The following is a 15,041-nucleotide window of genomic DNA, read 5'->3' as shown; positions in this document are numbered from 1 at the left end:
GTGTTTACCTATTGTTATTACAGCTAATTTTTTGGAATGAATGGAATCTCACCTTGGCAAATAGCCGCAGTTACTTCTCTTATTAATGATGAAATGCCAACCGTTTTTGAGAAAACAATTGGCGACTACTGCTTTACTATTCTAAATTCTAGCGATGCGCTATACATTTATTGTAAATGGCAAAATGGTAATATCGCTTTTAGGCCAATTTATTCGCCAGATCACGGCCTTGTGATTAAAAGGAAAACGATGACTGATAATGGAATCACTATCTCATTAGAATCTAGTATGGGAACCTCTAAAGTTAAGATAGCGTTCACAGATGGTGAATTTCCAATTTTAAAATATAACACTAAACTTATTCCTAAAACCAATTTGCATATCCCTTTTTGGCCAAAGGATATCATTTTACGTGAAAATTCACACAGTCAAAAAAATAAAGGAACTGTACATGTAAAACAAGTAGGTACAAGATCTGGAATTCTGCATTTTAGTTTAGATGAACCTCATACTGGAAGTTTGTTATATTTCCAAAATTTAACTTCACTTGCAGATTATAACCAACAGACTAAAACCTCTGCTGGAGAAACAGTTGGTGGATTATGGCCTGAACTTGGATTTTCTTTACCTGTAACCAAAGATGATCCGTTACAAGCTGGTACAACTTACGTTATTAGCGATGCAATTATTGCATTTGATGCAAACACGGCGAAAGGTGAAAGCGAACTTACTACTCAATACTTAAACTTACTTGCGGCTGTTTACTTGGAAATTCCAAAACCCACTACTACATATATTAATTGGCCAGACATTTTGAACAAAGGACTGCATGATTTAATTGATGCGCCTGGATGTTGGTGCCAAGTGGAAGGCAACCAGTATTTTAACGCTTACATTTCAGATTACGATACTCCGCCAGAAATTATGGTACAGTTAGCGGTGTTGTTGCCTCTATTAGACTATACAGAATGGAGTGGTAAATTATTACCTGTTATTGATAAGATCAAGAATGGTCTTCCACAATTCTGGGATGAAAAATTAAAAACCATTGTTCGTTGGTTACCCGCAGCTGAAGATAAGTTAAAGGGAGAAGAAGAACAAAAAAAACCCATGGTTATGGACTCTTGGTATTTACATCATCCGTTGTTGAACTTATCTAGATTGGCACTTAAGGGAGATAAAATAGCAAATGAACTTTTTCTTAATTCTTTATCTTATGCTACAAAAGTAGCTAAACATTTTAAATACAATTGGCCCGTATTTTACAAGATGGATACTTTGGAAGTGATTAAGGAAGAAACCAAACCTGGCGAAGGTGGACAACATGATGTGGCTGGGATTTATGCGCATGTTATGCTTCAGGCTTATGAGTTGACGAATGATAAAAAATACCTGAAAGAAGCAGAACTATCGGCGAAGAGTTTAAAAGGTAAAGGCTTTAAGCTCTTTTATCAGGCTAATAATACTACTTTTTCGGCTGGCGCTTTACTGCGTTTATATAAGCTTACTAAAAACGAGGATTATCTCTATCTCTCTAATTTATGCTTAGCAAATGTATTTCAAAACGTACAACTTTGGGATTGCAATTATGGTTATGGTGAGAATTATCCAACTTTCTTCGCACTATTCCCGTTATCTGATGCGCCTTATACCGCAGTTTATGAGGAGCAAGAAGTTTTTTGTGCACTGCATGATTATTTACTACATGCTAAAGAGGTTGATATTCTTCCATCAATTAAGCTTTTGGCAAACGAATATATTCGTTACTTGGTAAATAGAGCTGTGTATTATTATCCGCCAATGCTACCAAGTGATATGTTATCTGAAGATGTAAAAGTTGGTGAGGTTGATAATAAATTGTGGGTTGCTTTGGAAGATTTACACGATGGTTGGGAGAAATCTGGTGAGGTTGGTCAGGAGGTTTATGGTGCTGGGAATGCTTTTGGCATTCTACCACGGCACTATCACAATGTTGATGAAAAATTTTTGTTGTATGCGGATTATCCAATTCCATTTAAGCGAAAAACAAGCTCTACTGCGTTGAGCATTCAATTAGGGGGAGATAAAAGAATACAATGCCGTTTACGGATTATTCCAAATGGCGTAAAAGGCAGATTCCATTTAAAAATAGCTGATGGTACTACATTATCATCTAAAAAGACGAGGGAAGGACATTTCGAGTTCTTCGTAAATGGAGATCAACAGTTGGAGATTACCTGGTAGTGATTCTTAATAAAAAAAAAGACCAATCAAATTGATTGGTCTTTAAGGTAGATGTGTAATACTTTATATTCTCATTTCTGGTTCTCTAAAGTCGTCGGTAAATTCATTGCTTACTTGTGAAGCATAGTCCTTTACTTTATCTACGTATTCCGGTGCTTTATCCATAAAATCATCTAGCAATGATCTTCCAGTAAGTATGTCTTTTTTAGTTATGTGTTGAACTGCCGCATATACAGCAATGCCAAACAGTGCTCCTTTGATAAATCCCATAATTAGTTTTTTTTAAAAGTTATACCTAAAAAACAACCGCAGTGCGGAAATGTTTCGTGAAAAATTAAATTAAAATCAAGCTGTTAATCCTTTTAGTCCAAGGAACTTCCCCATATAACTTAATCTGTTCTTGACCGTGTCTACTAAAAGCGAAAATCTTCTTTTCTCTTTTACTCTCACTATTAATCTTTCTGCAGAAAATAACAGGTCATCTAACTCAAATGGTTTCGCGATAAATTCATCACAGCCATATGCTTTTACAGACCATAAAATTTGTTGATAGGCTGAATACAAGATTACTGGAATACCTGAAAAACGGTTATCTTTTTTTACAGACGGCAGAAGGTATTCAACTAACACGAGGTCTGGGTGAAAGCTTTCCATTAATGGAATGATATTATTGCAATTTTGCACGACTTTACATTCAACCTGCAAAAAATGCAGTAAAAAGAAAAATTGACAGCAGTTTCTCAAAACCCTTTTAAGTGCAAATTGTTATCCAATTAAACTAAAATTTTAAGCGTATGCCTTGGCCAAAAGGAGATTACCCACCATCTTATAAAAACCTCCCTGTTCCTTTAAGAGAGAAAGCTGTGGAAATTGCTAACGCTATACTTGAGGAAATCGGGTGATGAAGGAATTGCTATTGCGACTGGTCTTAAGCGAGCAAAGGAAGTGATGAAAAAAGAGAAGCAAGAAACTGTTAAGAAAAAGAAAACTAATTAATTGTACCATGCATCCTATTCGTGTTACTTTAGATAAAAAGACATATGATTTCCAAGTTGGGGAATATCCACATCCTGATGAACTGCGTTGTAAAGTTAGTGTGTATAAGGATGGGAAGTTAGTTGCTAGCTTTACTCCGGATCGTCACCATATTTTGCATTTATGTAAGAACCACGGAAACTTAAAGGAACCACTATTGCATACCATAGCTGATCGGATTGAACAACTTTATCCGTATGGTTTTTTTTAACAGCAATTAGATTAATTGCATTGCTAATCGTTTACTTGTTTAACTCTTTGAGTTTTTCTTCAATGGGTTTAACATAATTTTCATCATCTAAGTGTGCACCTTTTGGTTGTTCAAAGCGTTTAATCTTTCCATTGGTTTCTTTACTAAAACTTCCTAAATCTTCACCATCTAGGTTGATATGGTATTGGTCTTCATCTTTGATGACGATAACATGAGCTAACTTTTCTTTAATCGGAATATCGAAAATGATTTTCTCTCCTTTGATGTTACTTTCCTTTATTGTAGGTGGTGTTTCTATTTTCTTATCGTTGTTCATAACGGTTAAATATTATGTTTTAATAACAGTTGGTGTATCAATTTGTTTCATTCATTCTCATAGGAAGGTATTATTCAACTAGTTGATTTTTAAGTTTCTTTTTTTCTAAATTGAGCAGAATAGATACATTTGAATATGAATACTACACACTTGTTAAACTGGGGTATTATTGGTTGTGGTGATGTTACTGAAGTAAAAAGTGGTCCTGATTTTAATCACATTCCAAATTCTAAACTTTATGCTGTTATGCGACGAAATGCAGAAAAGGCTGCAGATTATGCCATGCGCCATGGTGTTCCGGTTTGGTATTCATCGGCTCATGATCTAATTCATGATCCTGAGGTAAATGCTATTTATATTGCTACTCCTCCTTCTACTCATGAAATGTATACTATTGAAGCGCTTAAAGCTGGAAAACCCGTATATGTAGAAAAGCCAATGGCTCTTTCTGCACAAAGTTGTGAGCGGATGGCGACAACTGCTGAAGAATATTCCACAAAACTTACGGTTGCCCATTACCGACGAGCGATGCCTTATTTTAACAAGATTAAAGAACTGATTAATGAAATTGGTGATCTTCGTTTTGTAACCATTAGATTTTATCAACCTGTGGTTACATCGATTGTTGCTAGTTCTGAAGAGAATTGGCGGGTACATCCTGAAATTTCTGGCGGTGGTCTTTTTCACGATTTAGCTCCTCACCATATTGATTTGCTTAATTGGTTTTTTGGAACCCCGACGATTGTCCATGGTTTTTCGGCCAATCAATCCTTACAAAGTAAGGCTGACGATATTGTTTCAGCTTTGCTAACTTATGGAACGCTACCTGTTACGGGTACTTGGTGCTTTGATGCGCCCATGCAGGAAGATTTGTGTGAGATTGTGGGTGCTAACGGAAGTATTCGGTTTGCTTTTCATGGGAATATGATTACCCTGACTAAGGATGGACAGGTTACTGATTTTCCTTTTATCCATTCGAAGCATGTGCAAGAACCGATGATTGCAGAAGTTGTTCGGTATTTTACGAATGAAATTGCAATTAACCCTTGTCCTGCTGAAGAAGGGATTAAGACAATGCGGATTATAGACGAGCTCACAGGGAATAAATTTAGCTTTTAGTGCTTTTGATTGTTATTCTTTTCTGTTAATTAGAAGGTTGCAGTAAGTAGTTCGAATTAGGCAGTTAAGTTATAATCAAGATAACAAACCATATTGCTGTTCTTTTGTTATTCTAGCACAAAAACCTCACATAAAAACTATGGAACTTGAACCAGAACTTTTAATACACGCTTCGAGAATTGGTGACCTTGATGTTCTTACTGAACTTATTAAGGGGGATGCTAATTTGAATGTACATGATCCGAAAGGATATACTCCATTGATTATAGCTTGTTATAACCATCAGCTTGATGCGGCAAGATTATTAATTAAACATGGTGCAGATGTTAATGCTGCTGATCTTGGCGGTAATACTGCCTTGATGGGTGCAGCTTTTAAGGGATACCCAGATATTGCTGAACTGCTGATTGAAAATGGTGCTGATTTAAACTTACAGCATGGAAACGGTGGTACAGCATTGATGTTTGCTGCTATGTTTGGCAGGAATGATTTGGTGCGGCTTTTACTACTGTATGGCGCTGATACCACAATTTGTGATACTAAGGGGCTTAGGGCTGCTGATTTGGCTGCTCAACAAGGGAACCAAGAGGCAATTGATTTGCTGACCGCATAACCTTTATAAAAAAGGCCACAATTAATTGTAGCCTTTTTTATTTTATTGGGTTTTATTTATGCTGGTACTTTACGTTGTTTTTCTCGTTCCCAAAACCTATGTCCTGCTATGGCAGTTATAAATTTGGTGGCGAGTTCTTTACTATTCCCTATTAATACCCCATCATCACTTACTGGTTTTTTAGTTGCTCCTTTACCAAAATAAGTTAACTCTAGTAATGTTGTCGCCTCTCCATCTAATGCAATTGCTTTGCAATGTTTACATGCTTCATTTAGAAAATGAATTGCATCTGGTTCGTGGCTAAGTGCATCAACGCTTTTCTTCCCTCCTGGTACAAATACTGCATCGTACAGTACTGAGCATGCTGTTAATAAACTTTCATCTAATAGCATTGCTGTTTTCTTATCAGTCATTACACTTCCTTGTCTGTTGCCAATTAGCTCTACTACTGCTCCTTCGGCTACCAATGCTTTTTTCATGTTACTTAGCGAAGCTTCGTCTACCCCATCTGCTACCAGAAATGCAATCTTTCGTGTTTTGATGGTATCTTTTATAGTTGTTGCCATACTTAATGCTGGCGATTTTTCTACTGATGGTTGTGCTTGTGCGGATTGATAGTCTTTTTGTTCAGCATCGGCTGGGATGCCTTGGTTTGTAACTGGTTCTGATCTCTTGCTGGCTGCTATACCTAAATTTGCAGCTACTTTGTTACGCAGATCAAGATCTACCTGACTAAGTACTGCTAGCATACGTTCGCGTATTGCTGGTGTTTTTACTTTGCCAAGTTCGAAACTAAAGGCATCCACTATGTGATTTTTTTCTGGTTGTGATTGACTATTGTAGAATAATTTAGCTTGTGAGTAATGATCGAAAAAGCTTTTGCTTCTTGCTCTTACTTTTCTTGCATCTATTCTTTCATTGTAACTAACAAATCCACCTTCTGCTTCCTTAACTTGTTTTGGATCATTACCTCCTGTACTGTTTGGGTTGTAACTGGCTTTGCCTACGTTAATGGTTTGGCGCATAAAGCCATCTCTTTGGTTATTATGTACCGGAACAACTGGTCTGTTTATTGGTATTTCATGGAAATTTGGCCCTCCTAAACGAATTAATTGGGTATCTGTGTAAGAGAATAGGCGTCCCTGCATGAGTGGATCATTTGTAAAATCTATCCCTGGAACTATATGTCCAACGTGGAAGGCAACTTGTTCAGTCTCTGCAAAGAAATTATCTGGATTTCGATTTAATGTTAGTTTACCGATACGTTGCACTGGCACTAGTTCCTCAGGAATTAGCTTAGTAGGATCTAATAAGTCGAAGTCAAATTTATGTTCATCAGCTTCTGGTACTACTTGAATACCAAATTCCCATTCTGGAAAGTTTCCACTTTGAATAGCTTCCCACAAATCTCGTCTATGAAAATCTGGGTCTTTTCCTGAAATGTTTTGTGCCTCATCCCATGCTATTGAATGTACGCCTAATAATGGTTTCCAATGGAACTTTACAAAATGTGATTCTCCTTTTTCGTTAATTAAACGGAAACTATGTACACCAAAACCTTCCATCATACGGTAACTTCTTGGTACTGCCCTATCGCTCATTAGCCACATCACCATGTGGGCAAACTCAGGCATTAGAGAAATAAAATCCCAAAAAGTATCATGAGCAGATGCTGCTTGTGGCATCTCATTATCTGGTTCGGGTTTTACTGCATGCACTAAGTCTGGAAATTTCATTGCATCTTGAATAAAGAACACGGGCATATTATTGCCTACTAAATCAAAGTTTCCTGCTTGAGTATAAAACTTTACGGCAAAGCCACGTACGTCTCTAGCTAAATCGGTTGATCCTCTTGAACCTGCTACTGTAGAAAACCTCACAAAAACTGGTGTTTCTATTTCAGTATCGTTTAAAAACTGTGCTTTGGTTAATTCTGGGATTGCTTTGTATAACTTGAAAACGCCATGTGCACCAGAACCTCTGGCATGTACAACTCTTTCGGGAATGCGTTCGTGATCGAAGTGAGTAATCTTTTCACGAAGTATAAAATCTTCTAGTAAGGTAGAACCACGGTCGCCTGCCTTTAAAGAATTTTGATCATCGTTAATTTTAACGCCATGGTCTGTTGTCATGGGTTGTCCCGTGGCATCAGCAGTATGTGGTTTAAGTTTTTTGGTTTTTTGGTTCCCTGGCAATGCTGCCTGTTCTGGTGTAAGTGTTTTTTTAGCCATAAGTTGTGATGTTAGTATAAAGGAAACAAAGCGTTAGATGTTATGTTTCAAAAATCAAGCTTATTTTTAATGTTGATAATTGTTGGAACTAATATCAATAAACTCAGCTATATCTATCAAAAATTTTACTGTTCAAAATCACATATTTATTAAGTTACAAACAAGACTAAAATACTCTTTAGATACTTGAAATCAAGCATAAATGCTTTATACAACTGTAATGTTTAGAATGTGTTGAAGAAATTAACTACTAAAAATTGAAAGTTTATTGAATTTATGATAAATTATGCTTAGATATTTTTTATCTACATTTCGTGGTTGATTTTCTTTGAAAAAAATAGATCACATGAGATGATTAAACCAACAAACTGAACCTATCTTTTATCTCTGGATATGTTTTCGAATGAGTGCTATTTTAGGTTTGCAGAATAAACGTGCAATTAACAAACAATTATAAAAACAACTTAGATTAATTATGAGAAAACGTAGACTTTTTAGTTGGATCATGTGTGCATTTTTTTGCATGATCTCGAGCACTCTGATGGCTCAGAGGGTTTCTATTAATGGAAAAGTGCTTTCCTCCGACAGTGGAACGCCTATTCCAGGAGTATCTGTGAAAGCATTCAATCCTAGTCGAACAGCTGTTACCAATGACCAAGGTAACTTTTCGATCTCGGCAAATCCAGGAGAGATGCTTGAATTTAGCTATCTTGGTTTTACCACTCAAAGCGTAAAAGCAGCTAATAACATGCAGGTGTCCTTAGCTGAATCTGCAGCTCAACTGGAGGGTGTGGTAGTTACTGCGATGGGTATTAAAAAGAAAGAAGGGCTTTAGGCTATTCTGTTACGGAGCTGAATTCGCAAGAATTGATGAAAAACAAAAACACCAACATTATCAATTCCTTAACGGGTAAGGCACCGGGCGTAAATGTGACCCAATTTAGTGGTTCGGCTGGTGCAGGAGCTTCAATTACCATTCGTGGAGGTAGTTCTACAGCAGAGGGCAGACAAAATCAGCCATTATTTGTAGTAGATGGAATAATTTATGACAACTCCACTTCGGTATCTGGTAATTCAGGCACAGATGGTTTAACACGTAGTAATACCACTTATTCGAACCGTGTAATGGATATCAACCCGGAAGATATTGAAAGCTTATCTATTTTAAAAGGCGCTGCTGCTGCTGCACTATATGGTTCTAGAGCTGCTGATGGAGCAATCATTATTACTACTAAAAAGGGAAGTGAAGGTGTTATTCAGGTAAATTTCTCTAGTAGATTAAGTACATCTCAGGCTAATAAGCTGCCGGAAGTGCAAACCTCTTTTGGTCCAGGTTCTTATGCAGCTAATGGTGTCTTTAGTGATTTAAATGCATATACTTCATGGGGTAAACCGATTGCCGCAGGTACACCAACATATGATAACATTGGCACTTTCTTTCAGAACGGTGCGGTGTATGATAATAATGTTAACGTTTCTGGAGGTTCAAAAACCGGAAGTTTCTTTTTATCAGCATCAAATTTTGATCAGTCTGGTATTGTTCCGGGCACTGGATATGATAAAACCACCTTCCGTTTTAATGGTCAGCAGAAATACGGAAAGTTGACTGTAGATGCAAATGCAGCTTATTCTGTCGCTGATATCGATAGAACCTTAACTACTTCTGGTTTATATGGAAGTGGTGTAGGAAGTATGCAAGCATTGTATAGTTGGCCTACTGTATTTGATATTAAGAATTATGTTAATCCAGATGGCACTCAATTTCGTCCTTATGCCGGAACACTTGATTTGGCATCTGATAGAGATAATCCGTATTGGATCATTAATAAAGATAAGTTAACCTCACAAACCAAGCGCTTTACCGGAGGGCTTAGTGCTAATTATAAAATAGCGAGCTGGTGGGATGTTACTGCCCGTGTAGGTTATGATCAATATACCACCAATGACTACACTTACATTACTCCAGGTTCTGCACTTGCTCCATTATATCAGAATGGTCGTTTAAGCAAAAATATGGTGAACTATAGCTTCATCACAACTACGCTAATGAGCAACTGGCATAAAACATTTGGAGACTTTGATGCTCATATCATGTTAGGTGGTACTACTGAAAGTAATGAAACGTTACGTCAGAACCATTGGGGATATAATTTTATAACATCAGGTACTATCAGTTTAGCTAATATTGCGAACACCAATAAGTTTTTTACGGATGCAACTGGTAGAAAGCGTTTGGTAGGTGTTTATGGAGAAGCAGGCGTATCTTATAAGAGTATTGCTTATTTAACATTTACAGGACGCAATGACTGGGCATCGTCATTACCTGTTGATGCCTATTCTTATTTTTATCCATCAGTAAGTGGGTCATTTGTGTTTACAGAACTTTTCCCTAAAAACGATATTCTATCTTTCGGAAAGATTAGGGCAAGTTGGGCAGATGTAGGTAAAGATACAGACCCATATGCAACATTGACCTATGTAAATGCGCCTTATACTATTGGCTCTTATACTGCCGTTGGTAACCAATGGGCGGCTGGTAACCCAGATTTAAAACCAGAGAAGCAGGGTTCGTGGGAAATCGGTGCAGAGCTTAGATTTTTGAAAGGACGTATTGGCTTAGATTATACTTATTACCATAGTGAAACAAGAAATCAAATTGGGTCGCCACGTTTAGCACAATCTGGTGGATTTATTTTCAGTGTACTTAACAGCGGTACTGTAATTAATAAGGGTATGGAGATTGCATTAACAGCAAAGCCAATAGCCAATAAGGATTTCTCTTGGGATGCAACACTTAACTTTTCTTACAACAAGGGTAGATTAGGTAGCTTTATTCCTGGAATAGCTTACTTTTACCCAACAGATGCCCAATTTGGAACAGTAAAGGCAGCATCGGTTCCTAATGGCGGTTATTTTCTTGGATTGACTGGTTCTCCTTATCTTCGTGAATTAGATGCAAATAAAGCAGAAATTCCAAATGGCCGTTACCAGGTTGACCCTACTACTGGTCTGTATAAATTAAACACGAACAACCCTGTTGTAGGCAATCGTGAGCCAGATTTTATTGGTGGTTTTAATAATAATTTCCGATACAAGAACCTTTCATTTTCTTTCTTGCTAGATATTCGTAAAGGAGGTGATGTGTTTAATGGTACTGAATATGCTTTGGTTGCAAATGGCTTAAGCAAACGTACATTACTAAACGATAGACAATCGGTTACTGTAAGCGGAGTGAATAGTGTTACTGGAGCAGATTTTACACAGACCTATGAAGCTGGTAAAACTTACACTATTGGAACAACTACTGTTGCAGGTACAAACATGATCCAACGCTATTGGGATAACTATGCTGCTAATTCTTATAACTTCCTTACTTCTGTAAACTGGCTGAAACTACGTTCCGTATCATTAACCTATGACTTTAAAGATTTGGTAAAGAAAGCCACGTTTATTAAAGGGTTATCTGCTTCGGTAGTAGGAACTAATCTTTTAACGTGGACCAATTATAAAGGTATGGATCCTGAAGTAAGTGCAGCGGGCGGAACAGGTGGCTCGGGTTCTACTGGTATAGATTACCTTGGGGTACCAGCAGTTAGGACCTTTACCTTTGGACTAAATGTTTCTTTTTAATCAATTGAAAAATATATCATGAAAAAATTAAAATATATTATATTCGGGTGTATACTCGTAGCCACGGTCACTTCGTGTAAAAAATGGTTGGATGTTAACGTAGATCCAGATAACCCAAATAACCAAACGGTATTGATTGAAAACAGGTTGCCTTGGATTCAGCATTTTTATATGTACTCAGCAGGTGTAACTAATTTTCGTACTGCATGCCAATCAGGTGTTTATTATGCCATTGCAGCAGCTCAAAATACGTTCTCTACTACATGGCAAGCTTCCAATGCCAATTCTACTACTCCATACCAAACTTGGTTTGTAGCTACATCTTCAAACGTAGAGGATATGTACAATAGCGCTAAAAAACAAGGTGCTTATCACTATATGGCAGCAGCTGATGTTTTCCATGCCTTAGGTTATATGCAAATGCTAGATCTTTATGGAGAAATGCCCTACAAAGAGGCGGGAACAGGAAACCCAAGCCCTAAGCCAGATAACGGCAAAACCATTTATTATGGCTGTATGGCAAAATTGAATGAAGCCATCAGCCTATTCGGCAAAGCACAGGAAGCAGGTGCACCAGCGCTTGCAGGTGGTGATATGATCAACAAAGGAAACATTGACAAATGGATAAAATTATGTTGGGGATTAAAAGCCCGTTACATGCTTAAACTGTCTAAAAAAGCAGATGCATATAATCCAGATTCTATATTGATCTGTTTATCGAAAGGCCCACAATCGAATGCCGACAACGTAGTTGAACAAGGTCTTAATAACAGTACAGTAACCGATTATTTGATTGGTGACCCAATCGTAACAAATGGAAACTTTAATTATGCAGCTTATGGTAATAATCAGCGTATCTCTCAGTTCTATTACAATCTCTTAACTAATATGCGCTCTTCAGGTATAACAGATCCAAGGATGACGAAAATTGTACCTGCTGCGATGTCTAATGTTAAATTGGATGGAAACGGTAAAGTGCAATCTTATGATTGGATTCGCTCTATAGGTGTTGATTCTTATGGACCTGCAACAAGATTATTGAAGGCAGGAAGTCCTACATCTATTGCTACGCCAACTTATGCTGCCGCCAATACAAATATAAAGTATACAATTTCAAACTCCACTGACAGGGCTGATTTTATTGCTTCTTTGGTGGCTAAAGGGAAAACGTATACGGTTAGTGGAAACGATGTTACTGTTACCTATAAAGCTGGTTCAATGTTTATTAACAGTACTAATTATGTATTAGCTGGCGATACTACTTATGTAAGTTTACGTAGTAACTCCATTGCCACTTCTGGAAATCCAGCTCAAGGTCAAACAGATGTAAATTGGTATGTGAATGCAACAGCTTTTAATGCAGGCGTAGTTGGTTCTACAGGTTCATTCCAACTTCATCCTGTTTCAGATTTTGAGATTTTAACCTATCATGAAATGTGCTTTATAGAGGCTGAGGTCTATTTGCGAAAAGGTGAAACTGCCAAAGCACATGATGCCTATAAAAGAGGCATTACAGCACACCTTAATATGATGCAAACAAAATTAACTGAATGGCAAGGCACTTATGGTACAACTAATCCTGATATGCGACCAATGAATGCAGGCGATATTGCAACTTATCTTTCAAGTAGTGCAGTTGCCCAAAATGGAGGTGTTTTAACCATGCAAGACATTATGTTGCAAAAATTCATTGCCATGGGTTGCAGCATTGAGAATTGGAATGATATGCGTCGCTTTAATTTTAGTGCAGGTAACGTAGGAAGTTTTGGTGTTGTTTATCCAGGTTATGATAGAGGTCCATTATTTACTGGTAATGCTCAATTAACAGGTGCTGGTAAAACTGATCCAAGATATTGGATGCGCCGTTGGGCATTGCCACCTGTATATGAAATACAATATAATTCTATTAATACCCTAGCTTTAAATCCACATGCAACTGATCCAAATATATGGTCTATGCCTGTTTGGTGGGATTGTGCTACAGATGCAGAGTATCAAAATTATCTAAAATAAAATTTTGCAGAAATATTCATAATCTCAGTTAGAAACTGAACGAAAAGGCCTTGAAAAGGGCCTTTTCGTTTTTTTTTGAATTTTAAAAATCAGCCTTCACATCTATTGAGACAGTAACTATTAAGTATAGACTTTGCGAACTCATTGCAAAACTTGCTTCATTCCGAAAGGTTGTTTAAATGTTACCTAAAATTAACCTGCATTTACTGCATTTTAAGAAGCTTTTATTTATTTTTGTAATCTTTTTTAATAGTTATGGCATATACCTTGAAGATGGTATATCGACATAAAAATATAGTTATGGATACTCTAGATAAATTGCGCCATTTTCTTTGCGGTGCAAAAGCCGAAAGCAGACTAAAATATTTTTTCGTTGCTCTTTTATTGTTTTTAAGTAATACTGTTTACGCTTATACCGTTACAGGATGTGTTTCTGATGACACAGGTTATCTTTATACAAATCCGTCAGGGGTTAATAGCCCACGTGGATCTTGGTACGGACCTGCTTATGAAACTAATGCCGTAGTTACATCAGGTCAAATAGGATCTGGTATGTATTGTCATGGAACAGACCTAGGTAATTGTGTAATTAGAACACGGTCACGTTGTACTGAATGTACTGGACCTTATGATTATAAAATTGGAGGTGGTACTGATTATTATTATGAACAGTCTGGTCAATTAACAGGTTATATCATGTGTCCTATTGATGACTATATTGGATTTTTACTAATTGTTGTAGGGGGATTAGGTTTTTATTTTTTAAGCAAAAGGAATATAATAAGACCTACTTAATAGTTTAAATGCTTTGTTATTTTTTAAATTCTAATAGTATAGATGCCACTCAAATGAGTGGCATTTTTTTGTAATAAGCTTTTTTACGTTTAGAAATTAAATTAAAAAATATTTACTGTAAGAACTCGACGAAATTTTCGACTAAGCCATAAAAAATTATGAAAACTACTTTAAAAAATTCATTGCTCCTCTTTATTTTTATCAGTTTTTCAGCATTTAGTTGGAGTACTACTGCAAGTAAAAGTTCAGGTTCTTCCATTGGTTTAGTACCAACTGTTTCTGTAGATACCATTAAAATGACAGCGGGTGTTCCTTTGAAACCAGAAGATGTAAGTCCTTTATTAATTGGTGAGCAAATTCCTATTTTGAAATTACCAAAATCTTCAGGTGAGTTATTTGATTTGAACAAATCGGTTGCTGAAACGCCTACTATTCTTGTTTTTTATCGTGGAGGTTGGTGTCCATATTGCTCAAAACAGCTTGCTGGATTACAGGAGATTGAAAAAGATTTGACGAAGATGGGTTATCAGATTATCGCAATAAGCACAGACAGCCCAGATAATTTGAGTAAAACAATGGATAAGCAAAAACTCACTTATACACTTTTATCTGATGCTAACTTAGCTGCATCGAAGCGTTTTGGCATTGCTTTTAAAAGTCCAAAAAGTTACGATAAGTTTTTACCAGAGACTTCAGGAGGAAAAAACGTTGATAAATTATTACCAGTTCCATCGGTTTTTATTTTAAATAAAAAGGGAATGATTCTATTTGAATACATCAACCCAAATATCACTCAAAGATTAAGCGCACCATTATTGAAAGCTGCTTCTGCTGCACTTCGTGAAGAAATTTAAT

The 15,041-nt window shown here is 36.7% G+C and carries 12 protein-coding genes; 8 read left to right on the top strand and 4 right to left on the bottom strand.

The features are described from left to right. Positions 1-36 precede the first annotated feature (36 nt). On the top strand, positions 37-2,223 hold the full coding sequence (locus ACHMWN_RS12320) for a hypothetical protein (RefSeq protein ID WP_397301445.1): 2,187 nt from the start codon (positions 37-39) through the stop codon (positions 2,221-2,223). Positions 2,224-2,286: 63 nt separating this feature from the next. On the opposite strand, the gene ACHMWN_RS12315 is transcribed toward ACHMWN_RS12320, so the two are convergent. The 3 genes from ACHMWN_RS12315 to ACHMWN_RS12305 all read right to left on the bottom strand — a co-directional run bounded on the left by ACHMWN_RS12315 (position 2,287) and on the right by ACHMWN_RS12305 (position 3,785). Beyond that, on the bottom strand, positions 2,287-2,493 hold the full coding sequence (locus ACHMWN_RS12315) for a YtxH domain-containing protein (RefSeq protein WP_397301443.1): 207 nt from the start codon (positions 2,491-2,493) through the stop codon (positions 2,287-2,289). Positions 2,494-2,568: 75 nt separating this feature from the next. Next, a complete protein-coding gene (locus tag ACHMWN_RS12310) occupies positions 2,569-2,877 on the bottom strand; it encodes a hypothetical protein (protein WP_397301441.1) in 309 nt (102 codons plus the stop codon). 623 nt (positions 2,878-3,500) lie between these two features. Next, the gene (locus ACHMWN_RS12305; protein ID WP_397301438.1) at positions 3,501-3,785 is read right to left on the bottom strand and encodes a hypothetical protein; all 285 of its coding nucleotides are present in this window, start codon (positions 3,783-3,785) and stop codon (positions 3,501-3,503) included. Positions 3,786-3,920: 135 nt separating this feature from the next. Here ACHMWN_RS12305 and ACHMWN_RS12300 point away from each other — a divergent pair, with 135 nt between their 5' ends. Beyond that, positions 3,921-4,904 (top strand): Gfo/Idh/MocA family protein, encoded by a 984-nt coding sequence (locus tag ACHMWN_RS12300; RefSeq protein WP_397301435.1) that lies wholly within the window; start codon positions 3,921-3,923, stop codon positions 4,902-4,904. A gap of 139 nt (positions 4,905-5,043) precedes the next feature. Then, positions 5,044-5,517, top strand: coding sequence for an ankyrin repeat domain-containing protein (locus ACHMWN_RS12295; RefSeq protein WP_397301432.1), 474 nt, complete (start codon positions 5,044-5,046; stop codon positions 5,515-5,517). Between the two features lie 56 nt (positions 5,518-5,573). On the opposite strand, the gene ACHMWN_RS12290 is transcribed toward ACHMWN_RS12295, so the two are convergent. After that, complete coding sequence (locus ACHMWN_RS12290; RefSeq protein WP_397301430.1) at positions 5,574-7,748, bottom strand: catalase; 2,175 nt, start codon at positions 7,746-7,748, stop codon at positions 5,574-5,576. A 541-nt stretch (positions 7,749-8,289) separates the two neighbouring features. Between ACHMWN_RS12290 and ACHMWN_RS12285 the strand changes: the two genes are divergently transcribed. The 5 genes from ACHMWN_RS12285 (at position 8,290) to ACHMWN_RS12265 (ending at position 15,040) form a co-directional block, all read left to right on the top strand. Next, positions 8,290-8,583 (top strand): carboxypeptidase-like regulatory domain-containing protein, encoded by a 294-nt coding sequence (locus ACHMWN_RS12285; protein WP_397301428.1) that lies wholly within the window; start codon positions 8,290-8,292, stop codon positions 8,581-8,583. Positions 8,584-8,618: 35 nt separating this feature from the next. Then, positions 8,619-11,378: a SusC/RagA family TonB-linked outer membrane protein gene (locus tag ACHMWN_RS12280; protein WP_397301426.1), complete on the top strand. Its 2,760-nt coding sequence runs from the start codon at positions 8,619-8,621 to the stop codon at positions 11,376-11,378. 18 nt (positions 11,379-11,396) lie between these two features. Beyond that, entirely contained in the window at positions 11,397-13,391 is a 1,995-nt protein-coding gene (locus ACHMWN_RS12275; RefSeq protein WP_397301422.1) for a SusD/RagB family nutrient-binding outer membrane lipoprotein, read from the top strand. A 300-nt stretch (positions 13,392-13,691) separates the two neighbouring features. Then, the gene (locus ACHMWN_RS12270) at positions 13,692-14,186 is read left to right on the top strand and encodes a hypothetical protein (protein ID WP_397301420.1); all 495 of its coding nucleotides are present in this window, start codon (positions 13,692-13,694) and stop codon (positions 14,184-14,186) included. 158 nt (positions 14,187-14,344) lie between these two features. Continuing rightward, positions 14,345-15,040, top strand: a complete 696-nt coding sequence (locus ACHMWN_RS12265) for a peroxiredoxin family protein (protein ID WP_397301418.1) — start codon at positions 14,345-14,347, stop codon at positions 15,038-15,040. The last annotated feature ends 1 nt before the right edge of the window (position 15,041 follow it).

The organism is Pedobacter sp. UC225_61 (genome assembly GCF_044452285.1).
GTDB lineage: Bacteria > Bacteroidota > Bacteroidia > Sphingobacteriales > Sphingobacteriaceae > Pedobacter.
This window is presented reverse-complemented; position numbering and strand designations above follow the sequence as displayed.

Coding starts and splice junctions, on each gene's coding strand:
- ACHMWN_RS12305 (WP_397301438.1), bottom strand. CDS start 3,785: ATGAACAACGATAAGAAAATAGAAACACCACCTACAATAAAGGAAAGT.
- ACHMWN_RS12295 (WP_397301432.1), top strand. CDS start 5,044: ATGGAACTTGAACCAGAACTTTTAATACACGCTTCGAGAATTGGTGAC.
- ACHMWN_RS12270 (WP_397301420.1), top strand. CDS start 13,692: ATGGATACTCTAGATAAATTGCGCCATTTTCTTTGCGGTGCAAAAGCC.
- ACHMWN_RS12320 (WP_397301445.1), top strand. CDS start 37: ATGAATGGAATCTCACCTTGGCAAATAGCCGCAGTTACTTCTCTTATT.
- ACHMWN_RS12300 (WP_397301435.1), top strand. CDS start 3,921: ATGAATACTACACACTTGTTAAACTGGGGTATTATTGGTTGTGGTGAT.
- ACHMWN_RS12290 (WP_397301430.1), bottom strand. CDS start 7,748: ATGGCTAAAAAAACACTTACACCAGAACAGGCAGCATTGCCAGGGAAC.
- ACHMWN_RS12285 (WP_397301428.1), top strand. CDS start 8,290: ATGGCTCAGAGGGTTTCTATTAATGGAAAAGTGCTTTCCTCCGACAGT.
- ACHMWN_RS12310 (WP_397301441.1), bottom strand. CDS start 2,877: ATGGAAAGCTTTCACCCAGACCTCGTGTTAGTTGAATACCTTCTGCCG.
- ACHMWN_RS12315 (WP_397301443.1), bottom strand. CDS start 2,493: ATGGGATTTATCAAAGGAGCACTGTTTGGCATTGCTGTATATGCGGCA.
- ACHMWN_RS12265 (WP_397301418.1), top strand. CDS start 14,345: ATGAAAACTACTTTAAAAAATTCATTGCTCCTCTTTATTTTTATCAGT.
- ACHMWN_RS12280 (WP_397301426.1), top strand. CDS start 8,619: ATGAAAAACAAAAACACCAACATTATCAATTCCTTAACGGGTAAGGCA.
- ACHMWN_RS12275 (WP_397301422.1), top strand. CDS start 11,397: ATGAAAAAATTAAAATATATTATATTCGGGTGTATACTCGTAGCCACG.